This window comes from Ectothiorhodospira shaposhnikovii, from assembly GCF_047222355.1.
Classification (GTDB): domain Bacteria; phylum Pseudomonadota; class Gammaproteobacteria; order Ectothiorhodospirales; family Ectothiorhodospiraceae; genus Ectothiorhodospira.
Genome location: NZ_CP178333.1, coordinates 3,071,784 through 3,095,586 on the forward strand (window position 1 = coordinate 3,071,784; position 23,803 = coordinate 3,095,586).

At 65.0% G+C, this 23,803-nt stretch carries 26 protein-coding genes; 17 read left to right on the top strand and 9 right to left on the bottom strand.

All coding sequences use genetic code 11. The features are described 5' to 3' along the window. Positions 1 to 226 precede the first annotated feature (226 nt). From ACLF6L_RS14085 to ACLF6L_RS14110, 6 genes are read left to right on the top strand one after another with little or no spacing between them, the layout of a single operon-like run. Complete coding sequence (locus ACLF6L_RS14085; RefSeq protein WP_238616357.1) at positions 227 to 784, top strand: YqgE/AlgH family protein; 558 nt, start codon at positions 227 to 229, stop codon at positions 782 to 784. Continuing rightward, positions 777 to 1,256 (top strand): Holliday junction resolvase RuvX, encoded by a 480-nt coding sequence (gene ruvX, locus ACLF6L_RS14090; RefSeq protein ID WP_238616358.1) that lies wholly within the window; start codon positions 777 to 779, stop codon positions 1,254 to 1,256. Before ACLF6L_RS14085 ends, ruvX begins: the two co-directional genes overlap by 8 nt. Further along, positions 1,253 to 1,762 (top strand): bifunctional pyr operon transcriptional regulator/uracil phosphoribosyltransferase PyrR, encoded by a 510-nt coding sequence (pyrR, locus tag ACLF6L_RS14095; protein ID WP_238616359.1) that lies wholly within the window; start codon positions 1,253 to 1,255, stop codon positions 1,760 to 1,762. The genes ruvX and pyrR overlap by 4 nt, the downstream gene beginning before the upstream one ends. After that, complete coding sequence (locus tag ACLF6L_RS14100; protein ID WP_008931381.1) at positions 1,759 to 2,781, top strand: aspartate carbamoyltransferase catalytic subunit; 1,023 nt, start codon at positions 1,759 to 1,761, stop codon at positions 2,779 to 2,781. The genes pyrR and ACLF6L_RS14100 overlap by 4 nt, the downstream gene beginning before the upstream one ends. Then, complete coding sequence (locus ACLF6L_RS14105) at positions 2,778 to 4,070, top strand: dihydroorotase (protein ID WP_238616360.1); 1,293 nt, start codon at positions 2,778 to 2,780, stop codon at positions 4,068 to 4,070. The genes ACLF6L_RS14100 and ACLF6L_RS14105 overlap by 4 nt, the downstream gene beginning before the upstream one ends. 25 nt (positions 4,071 to 4,095) lie before the next feature. After that, positions 4,096 to 4,971: a dihydroorotate dehydrogenase electron transfer subunit gene (locus tag ACLF6L_RS14110; RefSeq protein ID WP_412852794.1), complete on the top strand. Its 876-nt coding sequence runs from the start codon at positions 4,096 to 4,098 to the stop codon at positions 4,969 to 4,971. A gap of 24 nt (positions 4,972 to 4,995) precedes the next feature. On the opposite strand, the gene ACLF6L_RS14115 is transcribed toward ACLF6L_RS14110, so the two are convergent. The 3 genes from ACLF6L_RS14115 to ACLF6L_RS14125 are packed head-to-tail and all read right to left on the bottom strand — an operon-like array spanning position 4,996 to position 8,457. Continuing rightward, positions 4,996 to 6,192 carry a PilT/PilU family type 4a pilus ATPase gene (locus ACLF6L_RS14115; protein WP_238616361.1) on the bottom strand — a complete coding sequence of 399 codons (1,197 nt, stop codon included), beginning with the start codon at positions 6,190 to 6,192 and terminating at the stop codon, positions 4,996 to 4,998. Positions 6,193 to 6,209: 17 nt separating this feature from the next. Further along, positions 6,210 to 7,376 (bottom strand): PilT/PilU family type 4a pilus ATPase, encoded by a 1,167-nt coding sequence (locus ACLF6L_RS14120; protein ID WP_238616362.1) that lies wholly within the window; start codon positions 7,374 to 7,376, stop codon positions 6,210 to 6,212. 46 nt (positions 7,377 to 7,422) lie between these two features. Beyond that, the gene (locus tag ACLF6L_RS14125; RefSeq protein ID WP_238616363.1) at positions 7,423 to 8,457 is read right to left on the bottom strand and encodes a type IV pilus twitching motility protein PilT; all 1,035 of its coding nucleotides are present in this window, start codon (positions 8,455 to 8,457) and stop codon (positions 7,423 to 7,425) included. A gap of 130 nt (positions 8,458 to 8,587) precedes the next feature. On the opposite strand from ACLF6L_RS14125, the gene ACLF6L_RS14130 reads away from it, so the two are divergent. Genes ACLF6L_RS14130 through ACLF6L_RS14145 form a run of 4 tightly spaced genes read left to right on the top strand, consistent with a single transcriptional unit; the run spans position 8,588 to position 11,012 of the window. Next, on the top strand, positions 8,588 to 9,274 hold the full coding sequence (locus ACLF6L_RS14130) for a YggS family pyridoxal phosphate-dependent enzyme (RefSeq protein WP_238616364.1): 687 nt from the start codon (positions 8,588 to 8,590) through the stop codon (positions 9,272 to 9,274). 36 nt (positions 9,275 to 9,310) lie between these two features. After that, on the top strand, positions 9,311 to 10,138 hold the full coding sequence (gene proC, locus ACLF6L_RS14135; RefSeq protein WP_238616365.1) for a pyrroline-5-carboxylate reductase: 828 nt from the start codon (positions 9,311 to 9,313) through the stop codon (positions 10,136 to 10,138). Between the two features lie 9 nt (positions 10,139 to 10,147). Further along, on the top strand, positions 10,148 to 10,699 hold the full coding sequence (locus ACLF6L_RS14140; protein WP_238616366.1) for a YggT family protein: 552 nt from the start codon (positions 10,148 to 10,150) through the stop codon (positions 10,697 to 10,699). Next, complete coding sequence (locus ACLF6L_RS14145; protein ID WP_008931390.1) at positions 10,689 to 11,012, top strand: DUF167 domain-containing protein; 324 nt, start codon at positions 10,689 to 10,691, stop codon at positions 11,010 to 11,012. Before ACLF6L_RS14140 ends, ACLF6L_RS14145 begins: the two co-directional genes overlap by 11 nt. On the opposite strand, the gene ACLF6L_RS14150 is transcribed toward ACLF6L_RS14145, so the two are convergent. Both ACLF6L_RS14150 and yrfG read right to left on the bottom strand, forming a co-directional pair. Further along, complete coding sequence (locus tag ACLF6L_RS14150; RefSeq protein WP_238616367.1) at positions 11,002 to 11,679, bottom strand: sulfite exporter TauE/SafE family protein; 678 nt, start codon at positions 11,677 to 11,679, stop codon at positions 11,002 to 11,004. The genes ACLF6L_RS14145 and ACLF6L_RS14150 overlap by 11 nt on opposite strands. 6 nt (positions 11,680 to 11,685) lie before the next feature. Continuing rightward, on the bottom strand, positions 11,686 to 12,372 hold the full coding sequence (yrfG, locus tag ACLF6L_RS14155; RefSeq protein ID WP_238616368.1) for a GMP/IMP nucleotidase: 687 nt from the start codon (positions 12,370 to 12,372) through the stop codon (positions 11,686 to 11,688). Positions 12,373 to 12,544: 172 nt separating this feature from the next. Between yrfG and nudE the strand changes: the two genes are divergently transcribed. Both nudE and cysQ read left to right on the top strand, forming a co-directional pair. Next, positions 12,545 to 13,087 (top strand): ADP compounds hydrolase NudE, encoded by a 543-nt coding sequence (gene nudE, locus ACLF6L_RS14160; RefSeq protein WP_008931393.1) that lies wholly within the window; start codon positions 12,545 to 12,547, stop codon positions 13,085 to 13,087. Between the two features lie 3 nt (positions 13,088 to 13,090). Further along, positions 13,091 to 13,906 carry a 3'(2'),5'-bisphosphate nucleotidase CysQ gene (cysQ, locus tag ACLF6L_RS14165; RefSeq protein WP_412851917.1) on the top strand — a complete coding sequence of 272 codons (816 nt, stop codon included), beginning with the start codon at positions 13,091 to 13,093 and terminating at the stop codon, positions 13,904 to 13,906. 73 nt (positions 13,907 to 13,979) lie between these two features. Here the strand turns inward: cysQ and ACLF6L_RS14170 are convergent, their stop codons facing one another. Both ACLF6L_RS14170 and ppsA read right to left on the bottom strand, forming a co-directional pair. Then, the gene (locus ACLF6L_RS14170; protein ID WP_008931395.1) at positions 13,980 to 14,795 is read right to left on the bottom strand and encodes a pyruvate, water dikinase regulatory protein; all 816 of its coding nucleotides are present in this window, start codon (positions 14,793 to 14,795) and stop codon (positions 13,980 to 13,982) included. A 107-nt stretch (positions 14,796 to 14,902) separates the two neighbouring features. After that, on the bottom strand, positions 14,903 to 17,284 hold the full coding sequence (gene ppsA / locus ACLF6L_RS14175; protein ID WP_238616371.1) for a phosphoenolpyruvate synthase: 2,382 nt from the start codon (positions 17,282 to 17,284) through the stop codon (positions 14,903 to 14,905). A gap of 133 nt (positions 17,285 to 17,417) precedes the next feature. Here ppsA and ACLF6L_RS14180 point away from each other — a divergent pair, with 133 nt between their 5' ends. The 5 genes from ACLF6L_RS14180 (at position 17,418) to fnr (ending at position 22,560) form a co-directional block, all read left to right on the top strand. Further along, a complete protein-coding gene (locus ACLF6L_RS14180; protein WP_238616372.1) occupies positions 17,418 to 18,380 on the top strand; it encodes a LysR family transcriptional regulator in 963 nt (320 codons plus the stop codon). A 36-nt stretch (positions 18,381 to 18,416) separates the two neighbouring features. After that, on the top strand, positions 18,417 to 19,031 hold the full coding sequence (locus ACLF6L_RS14185) for a RimK/LysX family protein (RefSeq protein ID WP_238616373.1): 615 nt from the start codon (positions 18,417 to 18,419) through the stop codon (positions 19,029 to 19,031). Positions 19,032 to 19,052: 21 nt separating this feature from the next. Beyond that, positions 19,053 to 20,582, top strand: a complete 1,530-nt coding sequence (locus tag ACLF6L_RS14190; protein ID WP_238616524.1) for an inactive transglutaminase family protein — start codon at positions 19,053 to 19,055, stop codon at positions 20,580 to 20,582. Then, on the top strand, positions 20,579 to 21,562 hold the full coding sequence (locus ACLF6L_RS14195; protein ID WP_238616374.1) for an alpha-L-glutamate ligase-like protein: 984 nt from the start codon (positions 20,579 to 20,581) through the stop codon (positions 21,560 to 21,562). Before ACLF6L_RS14190 ends, ACLF6L_RS14195 begins: the two co-directional genes overlap by 4 nt. A gap of 230 nt (positions 21,563 to 21,792) precedes the next feature. Beyond that, positions 21,793 to 22,560: a fumarate/nitrate reduction transcriptional regulator Fnr gene (fnr, locus tag ACLF6L_RS14200; RefSeq protein ID WP_008931401.1), complete on the top strand. Its 768-nt coding sequence runs from the start codon at positions 21,793 to 21,795 to the stop codon at positions 22,558 to 22,560. A gap of 9 nt (positions 22,561 to 22,569) precedes the next feature. On the opposite strand, the gene ACLF6L_RS14205 is transcribed toward fnr, so the two are convergent. Continuing rightward, positions 22,570 to 23,055 carry a hypothetical protein gene (locus tag ACLF6L_RS14205; RefSeq protein WP_412851918.1) on the bottom strand — a complete coding sequence of 162 codons (486 nt, stop codon included), beginning with the start codon at positions 23,053 to 23,055 and terminating at the stop codon, positions 22,570 to 22,572. Positions 23,056 to 23,064: 9 nt separating this feature from the next. Further along, positions 23,065 to 23,757, bottom strand: coding sequence for an outer membrane protein assembly factor BamD (bamD, locus tag ACLF6L_RS14210; RefSeq protein WP_412851919.1), 693 nt, complete (start codon positions 23,755 to 23,757; stop codon positions 23,065 to 23,067). Between the last annotated feature and the right edge of the window lie 46 nt (positions 23,758 to 23,803).

Here is a 23,803-nt window from a genome sequence, read left to right on the forward strand (position 1 = left end):
GGCGGCACCAGGGCCGCGGATACCATCGAACATCCTTAGTGACACTGTCGGCCCCACGACCGGAATCTTGAGATTCGGGCAATATCCTCGTCGAACGTCAAGAGGGGACACGCCGTGGCCGACGGCGTCGAGCCGAACCGGACCGGCCGACAATCATCGGTGACGCTACGACCGGACATGGGGAAAGTGTACACTAGGTGTCGTACTCAGCCGCGACACCCGACTCATGCGTAGCGCGAACTTCACAGACCAGTTCCTGATCGCCATGCCCACCCTGGCGGACCCCAATTTCCACCATGCCGTCACCTACCTGTGCGAACACACGGACGAGGGGGCCATGGGCATCGTCATCAACCATCCCACGGACCTCACCCTGGAGATGGTGCTGGACCACATGGGCATCAGTCCCAAGGTGCCCACCGACCGGATTCCGGTCTATAACGGCGGCCCGGTACAGCCGGACCGGGGCTTCATCCTGCATCCGGCCGACCGCCTGTGGACCTCCACCATGCAGGTCAGCGAACACATCGCCGTCACCACCTCCCGGGACATCCTGGAAGCCATGGCCGAGGGCAGCGGTCCCGACGCCTACCTGATCGCCCTGGGCTATGCCGGCTGGGGTCCGGGACAGCTGGAACAGGAGATCGGCGACAACGCCTGGCTCACCTGCCAGGCGGATGCGGACATCCTGTTCCGGCAGCCGGCGGAAAAGCGCTGGCAGGCCGCCGCCGGCCAGTTGGGGGTGGACCTGTCCCTCATGAGCGGCCAGGCAGGTCATGCCTGATACCCGCGCCCGGCGCGGCAAAAGGGAGCGGGACATCGGCATACCGGACACGGTCCTGGCTCTGGACTACGGGGAAAGACGGATCGGCGTGGCCGTGGGCAACGGCATCACCCGCACCAGCACCCCCCTGGAGACTCTGACCGCCGGCAACGGCATCCCCGACTGGCAACGTCTGGACGCCCTGATTCGGGAATGGCGGCCGGCCCTGCTGGTGGTGGGCCTGCCCGGCACCCCGGATGGCAGCGAGCACCCCCTGGCCCGCCGCATCCAGGCCTTCTGTGATCGCCTGCGGGCCCGTTATGCCCTGCCGGTACGGCAGGTGGACGAACAGTTCAGCTCCGCCGAGGCGGAGTCCCATCTCAAGTCCCGGCGCCGGGAAGGCCGGCGCGGGCGCATTCGCAAGGAAGACATCGACGCCGTCGCGGCGGCCGTCTTCCTGGAACACTGGCTTGCCCAAGAGACCGCTTCATGACCGAACCTGTCAGCACCCTTCTGGACCGCATGGCCGATGCCCTGCGCCACCACCTGTCGGAGCAGCACGTCACCGACCCCGCCCTGGTGGGTATCCATACCGGCGGGGTCTGGGTAGCCGAGCAATTGCACCAGCGCCTGGGTCTGAACGAGCCCCTGGGAAAACTGGACATCTCCTTCTACCGGGATGACTTCAGCCGCATGGGCATGCATCCCCAGGTGCGCCCCTCCTCCCTGCCCTTCGCTGTGGATGGCCGCCACATCCTGCTGGTGGACGATGTGCTGTTCACCGGTCGCACCATCCGCGCCGCCATGAACGAACTGTTCGACTACGGTCGCCCGGCCTCGGTGGTGCTGGCCGTGCTGGTGGAACGGGACGGACGGGAACTGCCGATCCAGGCCCAGGTGGTAGGCCGGCATCTCGAACTTCGAAGCGACGAGCAGGTGAAGCTGCGGGGACCCGATCCCCTGCGTCTGGACATCGTCAAACTGGAGCCCGAGTCATGATCGATCAGGATAGCCCGGCCAGATCCCGGCTCGCCGCCGGTCCCCTGCCCCCCTCCCTGCAGTTCAATGCTCAGGGACGGCTACGGCATCTGCTCACCATCGAGGGACTCTCCGGTGCCCTGATCACCGAGATCCTGGACACCGCCGAGTCCTTTGCCGGCATGAATGCCCAGGCGGTAAAGAAGGTGCCCCTGCTGCGTGGCAAGACGGTGATGAACCTGTTCTTCGAGGCCAGCACCCGGACCCGCACCACCTTCGAACTGGCGGCCAAGCGTCTGTCGGCGGACGTGCTGAACATCAACATCAGCACCTCGGCCACGGTCAAGGGCGAGAGCCTGCTGGACACCCTCAGAAACCTCCAGGCCATGTATGTGGACATGTTCGTGGTGCGTCACGCGGACAGCGGCGCGGCCCACTTCATCGCCCGCCACGTGGCGCCCCATGTGAGCGTGCTCAACGCCGGCGATGGTCGCCACGCCCACCCCACCCAGGCCCTGCTGGACATGTTCACCATTCGCCGCCACAAGGGGGACTTCACCCGCCTGAAGGTGGCCATCGTGGGCGACATCCTGCATTCCCGGGTGGCTCGCTCCCAGATCCATGCCCTCAACCTGCTCAATACCGGAGAAGTCCGGGTGATCGGCCCCAAGACCCTGCTGCCCGCCTACGTGGAGGACCTGGGGGTGCATGTGTTTCACGACATCCGCGCCGGCCTCAGGGACGTGGACGTGATCATCATGCTGCGGCTGCAGAAGGAACGCATGGAAAGCGGCCTGCTGCCCTCCGAGCACGAATTCTTCCAGCTCTGGGGACTGACCGAGGAACGCCTGGCCCTGGCGGCGCCGGACTGCATCGTCATGCATCCGGGCCCCGCCAATCGCGGGGTGGAGATCGACTCCCGGGTGGCGGACGGTCCCCAGTCGGTCATTCTGGAACAGGTCAGCAACGGTATCGCCGTGCGCATGGCGGTCATGTCCACCATCATGGGCGGCAGTATGAATCAGGGGTCTGGCGCATGAAACTGCTGATCGAACAAGGCCGGGTGATCGACCCGGAAAACGGCGTGGACCAAGTCACGGACCTCTACATCCAGGGCGAGGAGATCGTCGCCCTGGGCGCCCCCCCCAGCGAGGATTACAGCCCGGACCGGCGCATCAACGCCCGCGGCCGCTGGGTGCTGCCCGGCTTGGTGGATCTGTCCGCCCGCCTGGGAGAGCCGGGGCACGAACAGAAGGCCACCATCGCCTCGGAAACCCGCGCCGCCGCCAGCGCCGGCATCACCACCCTGGCATGCCCACCGGACACCAGCCCGGTGGTGGACTCCCCGGCCCAGATCGAGTTGATCAACCGCCGCGCCCGTCAGGCCTGCGGCGTCCGGGTCCATGCCCTGGGCGCCCTGACGGCGGGCCTCAAGGGGCAGCAGCTGTCCGACATGGCGGCCCTGAAACGGGCCGGCGCCCTGGGCATGAGCCAGGCCCTGCGGCCCATGGGCAGCCACCTACTGCTGCGCCGAGCCCTGGAATACGCCGCCAGCCACGACATCACGGTCTATCTGCACCCCATCGACTGGTCCCTGGCGGGCCAGGGTTGTGCCCACGAAGGTGCCGTGGCGACCCGTCTGGGCCTGCCGGGCATCCCGGAAGCCGCGGAAACCGCCGCCCTGGGCGTGCTGCTGGCCCTGGCGGCCCAGACCGAAGCCCGCATCCATGTCTGCCGGCTGTCCACGGCGCGGGGAGCCGCCATGGTGGCCCGGGCCGTGGAGGACGGCTTGCCGGTCAGCGCCGATGTCTGCGCCCATCAGCTGTTCCTGACCGAAATGGACGTGGCGGATTTCAACAGCCTGTGTCACGTGATCCCCCCCCTGCGCACCCTGCGGGACCGGGACGGGCTGCGCAAGGCCGTGGCGGAAGGGGCCATCGAGGCGGTCTGCTCGGACCATCAACCCCATGAGGCGGACGCCAAGCTGGCCCCTTTCCCGGCCACCCTGCCGGGTATGTCCACCCTGGAGACCCTGCTGCCCCTGGTATTGCGACTGGCGGAAGAAGGGGTGCTGCCCCTGCCCGAGGCGGTGCGCCGGGTCACCGCCGGTCCGGCCCGCATCCTGGGCCTGAAGGTGGGTACCCTGGGTGTGGGTGCCCGGGCGGACATCGCCATCGTGGACCCGGAACGAGGGCATGCGCCAGGGCCGGACAACTGGCTCAGTGCCGGGCGTAACAGCGCCTTCTTCGGCTGGGACTTCCGGCCCCGGGTAACCCACACCCTGGTGGCGGGACGGGTGATCTTTGAATTGCAGGCCCGGCAGATCTGAGCAGGGCCTTTTGCGGAGAAACATGATGAACAAATCCCATCGCGGCACCATCTTCGTGGAAGATGCCCCGATCCTGTCCCATACCGCCCACCCGGGCGACCAGCACATCCTGCGGGTCCAAGCCCCCCAGTGCGCCGCCCACGCCCGGCCGGGCTGCTTCGCCCATCTGCAGTGCGACCCCCAACTGCCCATGCGCCGCCCCCTGTCCCTCATGCGGGTGGACCCGCATGAGGGCTGGGTGGAATTTCTCTACAAGGCGGTGGGCAAGGGGACGCGTCTACTGGCCCGGCGCCAGGTGGGCGAGAAGATCAACCTGATGGGTCCCATCGGCAAGCCCTTCACCCTGCCCCATGGGGACCGCCCCCGCGCCCTGCTGCTGGGCGGCGGCGTGGGTATCCCGCCCATGGTATTCCTGGCGGATGCCATGCGCAGGGATCCGGTGAGCGAGCCGTTCGTGATCATGGGATCGGAAGTGCCCTTTCCCTTCAAGGCCTCGCCCTCCCGCATCCTGGTGCCGGGCATGCCGGACGGGGTGATTGCCGCCATGCCCCTGCTGGAGGACTGGGGGGTGCCCTCCCGGCTCACCAGTCTGGCGGGCTTTCCCGGTTGCCATGAGGGCTATGTGACCGATCTCGCCCGTCACTGGCTGGACGCCCTGTCACCGGAACAGCGGCGCCAGGTCCAGGTCTATGCCTGCGGCCCCCATGCCATGCTGGACGCCTGTGCCGCCCTGGCTCGGGAGTACCATCTGCCCTGCCAGGTCTCCCTGGAGGAGTACATGGCCTGCGCCGTGGGCGGCTGCGCCGGTTGCGTGGTCAAGGTGCAAACGGATCAGGGCAGCAGCATGAAACGGGTCTGCGTGGACGGACCGGTATTCGAGGCGGAATCCGTGTTCGGCTGAACGGGACCCTGTCGCCGCCACCCGCTAGTCCTTGATCTTGGTTTCGGACAATGGCCGCAGGGTTTCTTCAAAGCCCTTGCGGCCATCGTTCCTGCCGCGGACGGCGGGATCGGCGTCTCCCGGCAGCAACAGGTCATCATCTTCCTTCTTGAGGCTCTTCACCCCGCCACCGAAGTGGATGCGCCACTCCAGATCACCGCGGGAGTCGGCCTTGGCCAGGGCTTCGGGCAGGGTCACCAGTCCGGCCTTGTAGAGCTCGAACAGAGACTGGTCAAAGGTCTGCATGCCCACCGAGCCCCCTTTTTCCATGACATGCTTGATGGCGTTGATCTCTCCCTTGCGGATGAGTTCGGAGATGTAGGGGGTGTTGACCAGCACCTCCACCGCCGGCAGCCGGTTGCCATCCTTGCCCACCAGCAGACGCTGGGACACGATACCCCGCAGGTTGAGGGACAGATCCATCAGGATCTGCTGCTTGGACTCCGGCGGGAAGAAGTTGATGATGCGATCCAGGGCCTGGTTGGCGTTCACGGCGTGCAGGGTGGACAGGGCCAGGTGACCGGTATCGGCATAGGCGATGGCGGCCTTCATGGTATTGAGATCCCGCACCTCGCCGATCATGATCATGTCCGGGGCCTCGCGCATGGCTTCGCGCAGCGCATTGTCATAGGACAGTGTATCCAGGCCCACTTCCCGCTGACCGATAATGGACTTCTTGTGGGTGAAGCTGTATTCGATGGGGTCCTCGATGGTCAGGATGTGACCGGAAACCATGGTGTTGCGATGATCGATCATGGAGGCCAGGGTGGTGGACTTGCCCGAGCCGGTGGCCCCCACCACCAGGATCAGGCCGTTGTCATGCATCACCAGCTCCTTGAGCACCGGCGGTAGCTTGAGCTGCTCGATGGTGGGGATCTCGCTCTTGATGAAGCGGATCACCATGGAGACCTCGCTGCGCTGCACGTAGATGTTCACCCGGAATCGTCCCAGCCCCTCCACCGAGATCCCCAGGTTCATTTCCTTTTCCCGCTCGAAGGTCTCGATCTGGCGCTCATCCATGATGTCGTAGGCCATCTCCTTGACGGCCCCCGGCTGCAGGGGTTGCCGACTGATGGGCCGGATGTCCCCTTCGATCTTGACGCTGGCGGATGCCCCCGTGGTGAAGAACAGATCGGAGGCGTTTTTCTGGGCCATCAACTTCAGATAGGGTTCGATCAGCATGGTCTTTCAGGCACCGTTCATTTGAGCAGCCCGGACTCCTCCGGGGTGGCCTCCATCTCCAGACCTTCGGTGTCGTCCAGCAGGTTCTGGCTGCGGGCGCGCTTGCTGTCCAGCTTGATGCGCAGACGCAGGTCGTTGACGGAGTCGGCGTTGCGCAGGGCATCCTCGTAGGTGATCCTGCCGGTCTCGAAGAGCTGGAACAGGGCCTGGTCGAAGGTTTGCATGCCCGCCTCGTTGGACTTGGCCATCAGCGCCTTCATCTCGTGGATCTCGCCCTTGAAGATCAGATCCGACATCAGCGGGCTGTTGATCATGATCTCCACCGCCGGCACCCGCCCCTTGCCGGTGGCCAGCGGGATCAGACGCTGGGACACCACCGCCTTCAGGTTCAACGACAAATCCATCAGCAGCTGCTGGCGGCGTTCCTCGGGGAAGAAGTTGATGATGCGGTCCAGGGCCTGGTTGGTGCTGTTGGCATGCAGGGTGCTCAGGCACAGGTGACCGGTCTCGGCGAAGGCAATGGCGTAATCCATGGTTTCGCGGTCGCGGATCTCGCCGATGAGGATCACGTCGGGGGCCTGGCGCAGGGTGTTCTTGAGGGCGATCTCGTAGTTTTCCGTATCCACCCCCACCTCCCGCTGGGTCACCAGGCAGTTGACGTGGGAGTGAACGAACTCGATGGGATCCTCGATGGTGACGATGTGCCCGTAACTGTTCTGATTGCGATAACCCACCATGGCGGCCAGGGAGGTGGACTTGCCGGAACCGGTCCCCCCCACGAAAATGACCAGACCGCGCCGGGTCATGGAGATGTCCTTGAGCTGCATCGGCAGACCCAGATCGTCCAGAGACGGGATCTCCGAGGTGATCACCCGCAGCACCATGCCGGAAGAACCCCGCTGGGTGAAGGCATTCACGCGAAAGCGGGAAATCCCGGGCAGACTGATGGCGAAGTTGCACTCCTGGGTCCGTTCGAATTCCGCCGCCTGGCGGTCATTCATGATGGAACGCACCAGCACCTGGGTATGGGCCGGCGACAGCGGCTGATTGGTGATGGGGGTCATCTTGCCGTCGATCTTCATGGACGGCGGCGCACCCACGGTAATGAACAGGTCGGAGCCCTTCTTGCTCAGGAGGGTCTTGAGCAAGTCGTGCATGAAGCGTATGGCCTTGTCGCGATCCATGGAACTGCACCTCGTGCGATCAATTGCGGGTGGCCGGGGCGGGTTGCTACAGGTTGTCCGGGTTGGCGGCCTTGCGGCGGGCCTCTTCCTTGCTGATCAGGCCCCGCTGCAGGAGCTCCTTGAGACTCTGATCCAGGGTCTGCATGCCCACGCCCTGGCTGGTCTGGATGGCGGAATACATCTGCGCGATCTTGTTCTCGCGGATGAGGTTTCGCACCGCCGGGGTACCCAACATGATCTCGTGGGCGGCGCAGCGACCGCCGCCGATCTTCTTCATCAGGGTCTGGGAAATGACCGCCCGCAGGGATTCGGACAGCATCGCCCGCACCATGTCCTTTTCCGCCGCGGGGAAGACGTCGACGATACGGTCGATGGTCTTGGCGGCGGAACTGGTGTGCAGGGTACCGAAGACCAGGTGACCGGTCTCCGCTGCCGTCAGGGCCAGACGGATGGTTTCCAGATCCCGCATTTCCCCCACCAGGATGGTGTCCGGGTCCTCGCGCAAGGCGGAGCGCAGGGCCTCGTTGAAACCCAGGGTATCCCGGTGCACTTCGCGCTGGTTCACCAGGCATTTCTTGGACTCGTGGACGAACTCGATGGGATCTTCCACCGTCAGGATGTGGCCGTACTCGGTCTCGTTCTTGTGATTGATCATGGCCGCCAGGGTGGTGGACTTGCCCGAACCGGTGGGGCCGGTCACCAGCACGATGCCGCGGGGATATTCGGAAATCTTCTCGAAGATCTTGGGACAGCCCAACTCTTCCAGGGTGAGGATCTTGGTGGGAATGGTACGGAAGACGGCGCCGGCGCCCCGGTTGTGATTGAAGGCATTGACACGGAACCGGGCCAGCCCCGGAATCTCGAAGGAGAAGTCGGTTTCCATCCGCTCCTCGTAGTCCTTGCGCTGCTTGTCGTTCATGATGTCGTACACCATGCCGTGGACGTCCTTGTGCTCCATGGCGGGCACATTGATGCGGCGAACATCGCCGTCCACGCGGATCATGGGCGGCAGGCCCGCGGACAGGTGCAGGTCGGAGGCACCGTTCTTGACGCTGAACGCCAGCAATTGGGTGATATCCATCCAGCCCTCCATGTAGGATTCGACGCCCCGTGCCGCACCGTATCCGCGAGGCCCGATCACGGACCCTTCGGGACCCGACAGGTGCAGTGCAACAGGTGACGCAAGTTTCAGGCGAATATAGCATAGCCCCATGAACCAGATATGCGAACGTATCCAGGCCATGCATGGCCGTATTCAGACAGCCGCCGAACGGTTCGGACGGCGCCCCGAGGACATCCGGCTGCTGGCGGTGAGCAAGACCCAGCCGGCGGAGGCAGTGGCCGCCGCCCTGGCCTGCGGACAGCAGGCCTTTGGCGAGAACTACGTCTCGGAACTGACGGACAAGGCCCGCGCCCTGGCGGACCGGGGCGTGACCTGGCATTTCATCGGCCCGATCCAGGGCAACAAGACCCGCGCCATCGCGGAGACCGCCCAGTGGGTCCACTCCGTGGATCGGGAGCGGATCGCCCGTCGCCTCAACGATCAGCGCCCCGAGTCGCTCCCGCCCCTGCAGGTCTGCATCCAGGTGAACATCAGCGGTGAAGCCACCAAGTCCGGTGTCGACGAAGCGGCCCTGCCGGCCCTGGCCGAGACGGTGGCCGGCCTGCCCCGGCTGCGGCTGCGCGGCCTGATGGCCATCCCCGCCCCCAGTGACGACTTCGACACCCAGCGACGGGCCTTTGCCCGCCTGCGAGAGGCCCGGGAAGACCTGATACGGCGTGGTCACACCCTGGACACGCTCTCCATGGGCATGAGTGACGACCTGGAGGCCGCCATTGCCGAAGGCGCCACGCTGGTGCGCGTGGGAACGGCGATCTTCGGCAGCCGTTCAGGTTAACATTGCCCCACACCCATCCCGCGGTCCAAGGAAACAATGAACGAAAACATCGCCTTTATCGGGGCCGGCAACATGGCCCGCAGCCTGATCGGCGGACTGGTGGCGGACGGCTGGAACCCCAGTGCCCTGTGGGCCGCCGATCCCAGCGAAGATCAGCGCGCCCTCGTCGGCCGGCACTGGCCGGACATCCACGTCACGGACGTCAATGCGGAGGCCATCGCCCACTGCGAGGTGCTGGTACTGGCGGTCAAGCCCCAGGTCATGGCCGAGGTGGCCCGGGCCATGGCCCCCCAGGTACAGGCCCGCAAGCCGCTGGTGGTCTCCATCGCCGCCGGCGTGCGCAGCGAGGATATCGAGCGCTGGCTGGGCGGCGACCTGGCCGTGGTTCGTTGCATGCCCAACACGCCGGCCCTGGTGGGCAGCGGTGCCACCGGACTGGCGGCCAATACCCGGGTGGATGCCCGGCAGCGGGATCTGGCGGAATCCCTGCTGCGCGCCGTGGGCATGACCGTATGGCTGGAGGATGAAGCCCAGTTGGACGCCGTCACCGCCCTCTCCGGCAGCGGCCCGGCCTATTGCTTCCTGTTCATCGAAGCCCTGGAAGACGCCGGTACGGCCCTGGGCCTGCCCCGGGAAACGGCTCGCCTGCTGGCCCTGCAGACCGCCTTCGGCGCCGCCAAACTGGCGCTGGAATCCGATGAGGACGCCGCCACCCTGCGCGCCCGGGTGACCTCCAGGGGCGGCACCACCGAGCGGGCCCTGGCGGTGCTGGAAGCCGGCGAACTGCGCGAACTCATGCAGCGCGCCCTCACCGCCGCACGGGACCGTTCCCATGAACTGGCCGACCAGTTGGGTCGGGACTGAGGATCATCCATGTCACACGCCTTTCAAAACGCCGCCGTCTTCCTGATCGGCACCCTGTTCAGCCTCTACATCCTGGCCCTGATGCTGCGCACCCTGCTGGCGCTGTCCCGGGCGGATTTCTACAACCCCATCTCCCAGTTCCTGGTGACCATCACCAATCCGCCGCTGCGCATCCTGCGCCGGTTCATCCCGCCCATCGGTCCGGTGGACAGTGCGGCCCTGGTGCTGATCCTGGTCCTGAAAATGCTGGAACTGTTCATCGTCGGCGTCATCCTCGGCGTGATGATTCATCCCTTCACCCTCTTCATCGCCGGCATCCTGGCCATCCTGCGGCTGGTGATCTGGATCTACATCATCAGCATCATCATCCAGGCGGTGATGAGCTGGTTCCAGGCCGGCGGCATGAGTCAGAACCCGGTGGCAGGCCTGGTCTACAGCCTGAACCGCCCCCTGCTCAACCCCATCCGCAAGGTGATGCCGCAGACGGGCATGGTGGATCTGTCTCCCCTGGTGGCCATCATCGGCCTGAACGTGCTGCTGATCTTCATCAGTGCACTCTGAAGCGGCAGGCAGCAATCGCTGGTGGCAGTGGCGGCACGACACCTTGGTGCTGCGGCTGAAGCTGCAGCCCCGGGCCTCCCGGGACAAGCTGGGAGAGCCCCTGGGTGACCGGCTCAAGGTCTACGTCACCGCCCCGCCGGTGGAGGGGGCCGCCAACGAGCGGCTCCTGAAACTGATCGCCCGCCACTGCGGCGTGGCCCGGTCCCGGGTCACGCTGGAGGCAGGCGCGACGAGCCGGGAAAAAAGCGTCGCCGTGGATGCCCCCGAACACCTGCCGCCGCCACTGGATGTCTGCCGCCCCGCTACCAGGTAACCAGCAGCATGTAGATCCCGTAACCGGCCACGGCCGCCCCCGCCAGCCCCCGCACCCAGGCCTTTTGCACCACCGTTGCCAGACGGGCCGCAAACACACCCATCAACAAAAGGTTGGGCAGGGTGCCCACGCCAAAGGCCAGCATCAGGGCCGCCCCCTGGGCGGCACCACCGGCGGCCAGGGACCAGAACAGCACGCTATAGACCAGACCGCAGGGCAACCAGCCCCAGACCAGCCCCAGGCCCAGGGCCTGAGCCGGGGAACGCACCGGCATCACCCGTCGCCCCAGGGGTTCCAGTCGCCGCCACAGCAGGCCGCCGGCCCGCTCCAGGTACACCAGCCCGTGCCACCAACCGGCGAGATACAACCCCAGTGCGATCATGAACAGACCCGCCAGGACCTGCAGCACCTGCTGCGCCTGGTTCACGTCGGCAAGGTGAGCGGCAAACCAGCCCACACCGCCGGCCAGGGCACCGGCCAGGGTATAGCTTGTCATCCGCCCCAGGTTGTAGGCCAGCAAAAAGGGCGCGGGCCGGGCCCGCTCACCGGGCACTGGACCACGAATCCCCAGGGTGAGCGCGCCGACGATGCCGCCGCACATCCCCATGCAGTGCACCCCGCCCAGCAGGCCGATGACGAAAGCGGCAATCAAAGTCCCCGCTTCCATGCCCCTCTACTCCGGCATCAGGTCGCGAAAATCCCGGATGGCGGCAAACTCACCGGTATCCACCTCCGCGGCCCGGGAATCCGGACGACGCACCGCCCGCAAATGCGCAATCCCGTAGCGCTCCGCGGACCGAAGCACATCCAGATTGTCGTCCACGAACAGGGTACGACGGGGATCGAAAGGCTCCCGCCCCTGCAGACAATCCCAGAAACGGGGGTCTTCCTTGGGGCGTCCCAGTTCATGGGCGCAGATCACCCGATGAAAATGTCCCTCCAGGGCAGTCAGGGTCAGCTTCAGGTCCAGCCCACCCCGATGGGCATTGGTCACCAGCACCAGCCGCCGCCCCAGGCGCCGCACGGCGGCCAGAAAATCCGGCACATGCTCGTGGACGGCGATCAGATGGGCCATCTCCCGTTTCAGGGCGATGATGTCCATGTCCAGTTCATGACGCCAGTAATCCAGACAGTACCAGTCGAGGGTACCGCGAACGCCGGCATAGCGCGCCATCAGCTCGGACCGTGCCCGGGCGGGTTCCAGTCCACGAATGTCCCCGTAGCGCCGGGGCAGGTACTCCAGCCAGAAATGATTGTCGAAGTGAAGATCCAGCAGGGTGCCGTCCATGTCCAGGAAAACGCTGTCCACCGACTCCCACGCCAGGGGAGCGGCCGAGGGTGATCTGCTTGTCATCATCATTGATGTCCATGGTGTCTGAAAAACCTGACCTTGGGTGATTCTTCCCAAGCCGGACTGAGATAGTACAATCCCCAGGATATCCCGTTCCCGACGGAGGGCGACAGCATGCCGATCCACCCCCGCCAGCCGCGGCTCGCCCGAGCCCCGAGCCTGCCCAGCCGGTATTGCCGTCATGCCTGAAAAACCCAGCATCCTCACCCGCCGCACCGTGGCCCGCAGCCGACTCTTCCACGTGGAGGAGATGGAACTGCTGTTCGCCAATGGCGCCCGGCGCTGCTTTGAGCGGCTGGTGGGCTCCGGGCATGGCGCGGTGCTGATCGTGCCCATGCTGGACCCGGACACGGTACTGATGATCCGTGAATATGCCGCCGGCACCCAGCGCTATGAACTGGCCCTGCCCAAGGGGCTGGTGGAACCGGGAGAGGACCTGCTCGACGCCGCCAACCGGGAGATCATGGAAGAAGTGGGCCACGGCGCCCATCAACTCACCCATCTGACGTCCTTCAGCATTGCCCCGGGCTACCTCAGCCACACCACCCACATCATCCTGGCTCAGGATCTCTATCCGGAGCGCCGGCCGGGAGATGAACCCGAGGATATCGAAGTCGTTCCCTGGCGTCTGAGCGATCTGGACAGTCTCGTCGGCCGGGAAGATTGCACTGAAGCCCGTTCCATCGCCGCCCTGTACCTGGTACGCGACCGACTCAAGAGATAAGCCATGTCCCTGGATGACCTGAACCTGGAATACCTGCTCAACAATGCCTGCCGCATCGCCCGGGAAGCGGGCGACCGCATCATGGAGATCTACGACGAAGGGTTCCAGGTGGAGCAGAAGTCCGACCGTACCCCCCTCACCGAGGCCGACATGGCCGCCCATCGCCACATCGTTGCCGGTCTGCGGGACCTGAGTCCCTGCCTGCCCATCCTGTCGGAAGAATCGGACCGGATTCCCTTCAGTGAGCGCGCCCGCTGGCAAACCTACTGGCTGGTGGACCCGCTGGACGGCACCCGGGAATTCATCAAGCGCAACGGCGAGTTCACGGTGAACATCGCCCTGATCCACGAGCATGAACCGGTGCTCGGTGTGGTGGCGGCCCCGGCTCTGGATCGGCTTTACAGTGCCGCCCGGGGCCTGGGGGCCCATCGCCATGAACCGGCGGCGACCGTCGGGGAACGGATCCAGGTCAACCGGGACCGGCGCACGAAACCGGTCATTGCCGGCAGCCGTTCCCACGGGACCGAACGCATGCAGCAGTTCCTGGAGCGGGTGGGTGAACACGAACTCGTCAGCATGGGCAGTTCGCTCAAGTTCTGCCTGGTGGCGGAAGGCAAGGCCGATCTCTATCCCCGACTGGGTCCCACCAGCGAGTGGGATACCGCCGCGGCCCAGTGCGTGGTCCACGAGGCCGGTGGGGTGGTCACGGATCTCCACCTGAGCCCACTGCGGTACAACACCCATGAAGGCATACTCAATCCGGAGTTCCTGGTCATGGCCGACCCGACACGGGGCTGGGAAAGACATCTGCCGGATTGAAAAGCGCCCCGTGGGAGCGGCCCCTGGCCGCGAAGGGATGTGTCGGCCCTGACGGCACGGAGCAATAACAGCCTCAGATACGCCGCATCAGCGCCGCCTGCTGCATCAGCTGGGCGGCGATCTCCTCCACGGACATCTGAGTGATGTTCAGGCAGGGAATCCCCTCCCGCTTGAGCATCCGCTCCACCGCCTTGAGTTCCTTGTTGCACTGCTCCACGCTGGCATACTGACTATTGGGGCGACGCTCGGTGCGAATCTGATGCAACCGCTCCGCGTCCACGGTCAACCCGAACAACTTCTTGCGATAGGGTTCCAGGGAGGCCGGCAGCGTGCCCCGGTCAAAATCATCATCCGCCAGGGGGTAATTGGCCGCCCGGATGCCGTAATTGAGTGCCAGGTACATGCAGGTCGGGGTCTTGCCGGTCCGGGAGACGCCCATCACCACCACATCGGCGTTGGGATAGTCCCGGGTGGTCGCGCCGTCATCGTTCTGGATGGCGAAATGCAGGGCATCCATGCGCTCGGCATAGGTCCGCATGTTGCCCATGCCATGGGAACGCCCGGCCACATGCTGGGCGGTCACCCCCAGTACCTCTTCCAGGCGGGGCGTAAAGGCATCGAAGAAATCGAAGATCAGACCCCGACAGTGGGCCAGTTCTTCCCGACGCCGGGCATCCACCAGGGTCGAAAACACCAGGGGCGGCTCGCCGTCACTCTGGGCGGCCCGGTTGATGCGCTGCACCGCCCAGTCCATCTTCTCCTTCGAGTTGATGAAGGGCAGGCTGACGGTGTTGAAGTGAATCTGCTCGAACTGGGTCAGCAGGGTGTGTCCCAGGGTCTCGGCGGTGATGCCGGTCCCATCGGAGACATAGAAGACGGAGCGGGTCATGGAACGAAACGGGCCTCGTCAAGGACCGGGCCTTAAGGCCCGATCCCGGAAAGATGCGGGCATCCGGTGCCCGGCTGAGCCGGGAGCCGGATGCCCTGGGGACGTACTCAGGCGTCCTGACGACCGTTGGCATCCCCGGCCAGACGCAGCCAGGTTTCCACCACGGTGTCCGGGTTCAGGGAGATGGACTCGATCCCCTGCGCCATCAGCCACTCGGCCAGATCCGGGTAGTCGGACGGTCCCTGACCGCAGATACCCACATACTTGCCGGCCTTGCGGGCCGCCTGGATGGCCAGGGACAGCAGCTTCTTCACCGCCGGATCCCGCTCGTCGAAGGTGGCCGCCACCAGGCCGGAATCCCGGTCCAGACCCAGGGTCAGCTGGGTCAGGTCGTTGGAGCCGATGGAAAAACCGTCGAAGAACTGCAGGAACTCGTCGGCCATCACCGCGTTGGAGGGGATCTCGCACATCATGTAGACCTTGAGGCCGTTCTCGCCCCGCTTCAGGCCCATCTCGGCCAGCAGGTTGATCACGCCCTCGGCCTCGGCCAGGGTCCGCACAAAGGGCACCATGACCACCACGTTGGTCAGGCCCATCTCGTCACGCACCCGACGCACGGCACGGCATTCCAACTCGAAGCAATCGCGGAAATCGTCGGACAGATAACGGGAGGTGCCCCGGTAGCCGATCATGGGGTTCTCTTCGTCCGGCTCGTAGCGCTCGCCCGCCAGCAGGTTGGCGTACTCGTTGGACTTGAAGTCGGACAGGCGCACGATCACCGGCTCGGGATGGAAGGAGGCCCCCAGGGTGGCGATGCCTTCCGCCAGCTTGTCCACGTAGAAGCTGACCGGGTCCGGATAGCCGGCAAAGCGCCGGGCCACTTCATCCTTCAAGTCCGCCGGCAGGGTGTCGAAGTTGAGTAGCGCCTTGGGGTGCACGCCGATCATGCTGTTGATGATGAACTCCAGACGGGCCAGACCCACCCCGGCGTTGGGGATGTTGCGGAAGTGGAAGGCGCGACCGGGGTTGCCCACGTTCATCATCACCTTCACCGGCACCTCGGGCATGGAGTCGGTACGGGTACGCAGCACCTCGAACTCCAGCTCACCCTTGTAGATGCGGCCTTCGTCGCCTTCGGCACAGCACACGGTCACGGCATCGCCTTCCTTGAGGCGGGCCGAACCATCGCCGCAGCCCACCACTGCCGGGATGCCCAGTTCACGGGCGATGATGGCGGCATGGCAGGTGCGGCCACCGCGGTCGGTGACGATGGCGGCGGCCCGCTTCATCACCGGCTCCCAGTCGGGGTCGGTCATGTCGGTCACCAGCACGTCGCCGGGCTGCACCCGGTCCATCTCGTCCAGGTTCATCACCACGCGCACCTTGCCGGCGCCGATCTTCTGGCCGATGGCACGGCCGCGCACCAGCACTTCGGTACGGGGGGAGCGGATGCGATAGCGCTCGATCACCTGACCGTCGGCCCGGCTCTCCACGGTCTCGGGACGGGCCTGCACGATGTAGAGCTGGCCATCCACGCCGTCCAGGGCCCATTCGATGTCCATGGGACGGCCGTAGTGCTGCTCGATGATCATGGCCTGACGGCCCAGCTCTTCCAGCTGCGCGTCGGTAATGCAGAAACGCAGGCGGTCATCCTCGCCGACCTGTACGGTGCGGGTGGACTGCCCGTTCTCGCCGAAGACCATCTTGATGGCCTTGCTGCCCAGATGACGGCGCAGCACGGCGGGGCGGCCGGCCTTCAGGGCCGGCTTGTAGAGATGGAATTCATCCGGGTTGACGGAACCCTGCACCACGGTCTCGCCCAGGCCCCAGGAGGCGGTGACGAAGACCACGTCGCGGAAACCGGACTCGGTGTCCAGGGTGAACATCACGCCGCTGGCGCCGATGTCCGACCGGACCATGCGCTGGACGCCGGCGGACAGGGCCACGTCGGCGTGATCAAAACCCTGATGAACCCGATAGGAAATGGCGCGGTCGTTGTAAAGGGAGGCAAACACCTCATGGATGGCCTTGAGAACGCCGTCCAGCCCGCTGACATTGAGGAAGGTTTCCTGCTGCCCCGCAAAGGAGGCATCCGGCAGGTCTTCCGCGGTGGCGGAGGAGCGCACGGCGACGGTGAACTCGCCCTCGGTCTCGGCCACCATTTTATTCCAGGCCTCGGTGATGGCCTCGTTCAGGGCCGGCGGGAACGGGGTTTCCACCACCCAGCGGCGAATCCGGGCACCGGCTTCCCGCAGGGCGCTGATGTTGTCCACGTCCAGATCGGCCAGCAGGCCGTTGATGCGATCCGCCAGGCCCTCATGCTGGAGAAACTCGCGGAAGGCGTGGGCGGTGGTGGCAAAACCACCCGGGACGCGAACCCCGGCTTCGGACAGGCCATGAATCATTTCGCCCAGCGAGGCATTCTTGCCGCCCACGCGGGGGACATCGTTCATTCCCAGGTCCTGAAACCAGATAACGTACTTATCCATACTCCTGCCCTATGCATACGTGAAACGGCAATTGTAGCCGGGACCATGGCCTCAAGACGAGTATTCAGCGAAGCTATCAGCCCCAAAAAGACACTTTTGACCTTTAATACTAACAATCGACCGGGGAAGATTCATGGGGTCCGTCCCGAATCTCTATTACAAGCAGAATCGCCTCAAACAGCTCAGGGCCTTCTGCCGTGCCGCCCGCCTGGGCAGCATTTCCATGGCGGCGGAGTCCCTCTTTCTAAGTCAGCCCGCCGTCTCCCTGCAGATCCAGGCCCTGGAACGGGAGTTCGAGACCGTGCTGTTCGAGCGGCGCGGCCCTCAGATCCGGCTGACCCCCGAAGGCGAGACCCTCTACAAACTGGCCGACCCCTTGGTGGAAGGCATCGACAGACTCCAGGAAACCTTCGCCGCCAGCTTCGGTCGCCTGGAGTCGGGAGAGCTGAACGTGGCAGCCGGGGAGTCCACCATCCTCTATGTGCTGCCGGAACCCCTGCGCCGTTTCGCGGAGGTCTATCCGCACATCCGCATCAAGCTGCATAATGTGACGGGCCGTGACGGTCTGGCCATGCTGCACCGGGATGAGGTGGACTTCGCCGTGGGCTCCATGCTGGAGGTTCCGGAGGACATCACCTACCAGCCCATCGTGACTTACCACCCCAAGCTCATCACCCCGAAGAACCATCCTCTGGCGTCCCTGGGTGAGCGGATCGAGCTGGAGGACATCAGCCCCTATGGACTCATCCTGCCGCCCCGCCATCTGTCCACCTGGCGTATCGTGGACCTGGTGTTCCGGCAGCATAACGTGGACTACCACGTTTCCCTGGAGGCCGGCGGCTGGGAAGTGATCAAGAAGTATGTGGAACTGGGTCTGGGCATTTCCATCGTCACCGATGTCTGCCTGACGGGCAAGGAACAGCTGGCGGCCATACCGCTGGACCGTTTCTTCCCGGCCCGCAGCTATGGGGTCGTGCAGCGGATCGGTCGGCACCTGTCCCCCCAGGCCAAGCGCTTCATCACCATGATGGAAGCCGCCTATGCCGGCCCGAAAATGGGGTCCTCGTCACCGTCCGGGCGGGGAGAGAGCGTTTAAAATTGTGAACCATTACCGAAATTACCGGAGGCATTCATGCATTACCCCCTGCTCCCCGCACTTGCCGCCCTGCTCCTGTTCCTGATACCGGTACAGGCCCCGGCCGACGCAGAGCAGGTCCACCCGACACAACAGCAGATCATGGGCTGGGTGGAGCGGGTGGAGATTTTCCCCGAAGGTATCCAGCTCAAGGCCAAGATGGACACCGGCGCCACCACATCCTCGCTCAACGCCCTCAACAAGAAGATCTTCGAACGGGACGGTCGGGAGTGGATCGCCTTCGACATCATCGACCCGGAAAACGAGCAAAACACCGTTCGCATCGAACGCGAGATCAGCCGCTACGTGCGCATCATCCGCCACGACGGCAATCATCAGCGTCGCCCCGTGGTCCGCATCGGCCTGTGCATGGGCGAAGTCTACCGCGAGGCGGAGATGAGCCTGATCGATCGCACCCAACTCACCTACCAGGCCCTGGTGGGCCGCAACCACATGCGGGGGGCCATCCTGGTGGATTCCTCCCGCACCCGCACCCAGCCGCCGGCCTGCGTACCGCCGGACTTGCCGACCACGGACGAACCATCGGACGAAGACACCCCAGACATGGATATGGACATCGAGCAGGATGAAGAAGACCCTGAAGACCGCTGATCACAACAAGGACCGCCCATGTTGAAGCGTTTCCACCTCCCCCTGGTGATATTGGTGCTCTGCAGCGCCAGCCTGGGCATGTTTTTCCACAAGGTCTACAATCTCGGCTTCCCCCTGCTGCCGGCGCAGACCGCCGATAACTGGATTGTGGAGGCGCGCGTGAGCTTCGAGCCCACCGGCGGGGCCGTGACCGCCCGGGTCTTCATCCCCAACGAGCCCAAGCGTTTCGCCCTGCTGGACGAGAACTTCATCTCCCGGGGCTACGGCCTCACCACGGATCTCTCCGGCGAGAACCGGGAAGCCATCTGGACCACCCGCCATCCCAGTGGCCGCCAGACCCTGTACTATCGCACCACGGTGTCCCAGCTGGAACGCGAACGTCGGATGGAAGCGCCCTACCCCGGCCCGGTCAGCATGCCCAACCTGGAAGAACCCTATCGCTCCGCCGCCGACGCCGTGGTCCAGCGGGTGAGGGAACGTTCCGCCGACATCACCAGCTTTGCCACGGTGCTGATCCGGGACATGAACAACACCCCGGACGAGAACATGGCCCTGTTCGTCTCTCGCGCCGATACGGATCGGGACAAGGTCCGGACCGCCATCCAACTGCTGGCCGGCGCCCGCATTCCCGCCCGCATGGTGCACGGCATTCCCCTCACCGACCGTGCCCGCGACCTCCAGCCCCAGGTCTGGCTGGAAGTCCACAATACCCGGCAGTGGGTGGCCATCAATCCCAATACCGGTGCCGTGGGTTACCCCCCCAACTTCCTGGTCTGGTGGTACGGGGATCAGGATCCGGTCCGCCTGCAGCGGGCCCGCAACCCCCAGATCAGCTTCGCGGTGACGCAGAACTTCCAGGATGCCGTGGACGTGGCCCAGCAACGGGCCCAGATGATGGACTCCCGGGTGGTGGACTTCTCCCTGTTCGGCCTGCCGATCCAGACCCAGAACATGTACCGGGTGCTGCTGCTGGTGCCCGTCGGGGCCATGCTCATCGTCCTGCTGCGCAACATCGTCGGTGTCCAGACCTTCGGCACCTTCATGCCCATCCTCATCGCCCTCTCCTTCCGGGAAACGCAGCTGCTGGGAGGGGTGATCCTGTTCACCCTCATCGTCTCCCTGGGACTGGCCATCCGCTTCTACCTGGAACGGCTCAAGCTGCTCCTGGTGCCACGACTGGCGGCGGTGGTGATCGTGGTCATCATGATCATGCTCGCCCTCAGCATCCTCAGCCATAACCTGGGCATCGAGCACGGCCTGTCCATCGCTCTGTTCCCCATGGTCATCCTGGCCATGACCATCGAGCGCATGTCACTGGTGTGGGAAGAACACGGCCCCTCGGATGCCATCCGGCAGGGCATCGGCAGCCTGGCGGTGGCGGTGGCAGGCTACCTGCTGATGATCAACCCCTACATCGATCATCTGTTCTTCGTCTTCCCCGAACTGCTGCTGATCGTGCTGGCCGTGACCCTGCTGCTGGGCCGCTACACCGGCTACCGGCTCTCGGAACTGCTGCGCTTCCGGGCCCTGTCCGGCAGGGGTAACCCATGAAGTGGTTCATCAGCCCGAAGGAACTGCGACGGCGTGGGGTCGTCGGCATGAACCAGCGCAACGCCTGGTTCATTGCCGAACTCAATCCCCGCCGCAACTACCCCCTGGTGGACGACAAGCTCCTCACCAAGAAGCTGGCACTGGACGCGGGCATCGCGGTGCCCGAACTCTACGGCGTGATCGAGACCAACCACGACATCCGCAATCTGGCCAGGATCGTGGGTAAACATGACGACTTCGTCATCAAGCCGGCCCACGGCTCCGGCGGTAACGGCATCATGGTGATCGTCGGCCGCATGCGGGGGCATTTCCGCAAGGCCAGCGGCCAGATCGTGGATCAGGCCAGCATGGCTCACCATGTCTCCAACATCCTCAGCGGCATGCACAGTCTGGGGGGGCAGCCGGACAAGGCGATGATCGAGTATCGGGTGCACTTCCACCCCATGTTCGAGGAAGTCAGCTTCCAGGGCGTGCCCGACATCCGCACCGTGGTCTACAAAGGCTACCCGGTGATGGCCATGGTACGACTGCCCACCCGGGACTCGGACGGCAAGGCCAACCTGCACCAGGGCGCCGTGGGGGCCGGCATCGACATGGGTAGCGGGCGCACCGAACACGGGGTCTGGCACAACCAGATCATCGACCTGCACCCGGACACCGGCGCCCCCATCGGCGGACTGGAAATTCCGGGCTGGGACCGTCTGCTGGAACTGGCCGCCGGGTGCTTCGAACTGACGGGTCTGGGCTATCTGGGCGTGGACCTGGTGCTGGACCGGGATCGCGGCCCGCTGATGCTGGAACTCAACGCCCGCCCCGGCCTGGCGGTCCAGCTGGCCAACGGCATCGGCCTGGGCCACCGCATTGCCATGATCGATGCCGCCATCGGCAGGGACGGTAAGCCGACCGCCTCGCCGGCGGAGCGGGCGGCCTTTGCCCAGGCCCGCTTCAGCGCCGAAGCCGCCCGACACTTCACCCCCTGAGTCGGCCTAAAATTCACCGTGGCCCAAGACCGAAGCCGCCGGGCAGGCTATCATGTGCCCACCCCGCCATCTGCGTGCCATCGGAGATCGCGGGCAGGGTCCGGTCTGGCGAGGCACTTTTGCGACGTCAGGAAGGCTTGTACCTGACAGCAACGCTCAAGTATGTTAAGGCCGTGTCCACCCGGCAGGGACCCTCCCTGCCGTTTCCGCGGCCGTTCTAAGGTGAATCCATGTCCTCGACCAACGTGATGAACATCAAGGAACTCAAGCAGGCGTGCAAGGCCTGCAGCCTGCGCGACCTGTGCCTGCCCCTGGGTGTGTCCGTGGAAGACCTGTCCATGCTGGAAGGCATCATCAGTCGCAAGCGCCCGGTGCAGCGGCGAGACGTGATCTACCAAGCCGGAGATCCACTGACCTGCCTCTACGCGGTGCGAACCGGCTCGGTCAAGACCTTCGTGCTGACCAACGACGGCGAAGAACAGGTCACCGGCTTCCACCTGCCCGGCGAGTTGCTGGGCCTGGATGCCATCAACGACGGAGTTCATCCCTGCACGGCCCTGGCACTGGAGACGGCCAGTGTCTGCGAGATTCCCTTCGACCGACTGGAAGAACTGGCCGGGCGCACCCCCGGTCTGCAGCATCAGCTGCTGCGCATCATGAGCCGGGAAATCCAGACCGACGAACACCTGATGACCCTGCTGGGACACCGCACCTCCGATGCCCGGCTGGCGGCCTTCCTGCTGAACCTGTCACGGCGCTTCGGCATGCGGGGCTTCTCCCGCCATGAATTCAACCTCACCATGTCCCGCTGCGAGATCGGCAACTACCTGGGCCTGGCGGTGGAAACCGTGAGTCGCATGCTCAGCCGGTTCCAGGAGCAGGGGCTGATCCAGGTACAGCGCAAGTTCATCACCATCCTCGATGCCGACGGCCTGCGGGAGATCGCCGGCATCCATGGCCATGATGCCCGTCACCAGGAACAGGCGTCAGGTCACTGAACCGATGGCTCAGTCCAGGCTGGAAGCCAGCACCTGCCAGGCGATGTTGCCGAAGGCCACTTCATACTCCAGCAACATGCGCCCCCGGATGTGGCCGTCCTCGAAGGCGGCCAGCACCCAGCGGTCACTGAGCACATGGATTTCCTCCGGCACGAAGTGCATGCTCCCCCCGAGCACGCCCCCGTGACCGATCAGCTCGGGCTGGGCGGCCAGATCCGCCACCAGCTGCACCCGGGGATCATTCAGACCCAGGCGTTGCAGCCGCCTGACCTCGCCTTGCGTCAGCCCCACGGGCGCGGATTCAAGCACCTGCCCGGCGGTCAGGGAGGCCAGACGCATCTGCAGCGCCAGCACCTCCTGATTGGCGGCCGACACATCCCGCTCCAGGCCGAAGCCCCGGTAGATGTGGATCATGGCAACGATGAGCAGGAACAGCATGAAGCCGAACCAGACCAGACGTTCGGCATGGGGCAGGAAGCGAGAGGACGTTGTCATGGAATTTCCCTATGGGGTCAACGAGTCGGGAAAGCGGATCTCCAGCTGACGCCTGGCGCGGCCGGCCGCATCGGATTGACCCAGGGCTTCATGGGCCTCCACCATCACGGCCAGGGCACCGGCCAGGGCCTGCGTACCACCGAAATGCTCGCGCACATACTCCGCCCGCGCCAGGGCCTGGCGGGGATCTCCCTGGGCCAGCTGTGATCGGGCCTGGCGGATCTCGGCTGCCGCCATGCCCTCGCGCAAGGCCATCAGATAGGCGGCCACTTCGTCACGGTAACGGGAATCAGGGAAACGCTGCACCAGCTCCCGGAACAGGATGAAGGACTCCCGCGCCAACGCAATGTCCTGCCGGGGTTCCGGCGGCATCTCACCCTCCGCGTGCAGCGCCTTCCAGCTGCCGTAACGGGCCATGGCCCGCAGATAGAACCCGTAATCCAGATCCGGATGGGCGGGGAACGCCTGAATGAAACGACGGCTTTGCTCGTAGGCCGGATCCAGCATGTCGGATACCAGGCACAGGAATGCGGTCTCCAGACGGGCTCGAGCCAGCCCATCACCCGGCGGATCATGACGAGCCAGCCCATCCACCGCCTCCTGAGCTGCCGCACAGTCCTGGCCTGCCAGTGCCCTTTGCAACGCGAGCCGATCCCCATCAGGGTCGGGGCCGGCGGGCAGCGAGGCACAGCCCGACAGCATCACGATCGAGACAAGCAAAGTCGACGCTGGATATTTGAGCAAGCGG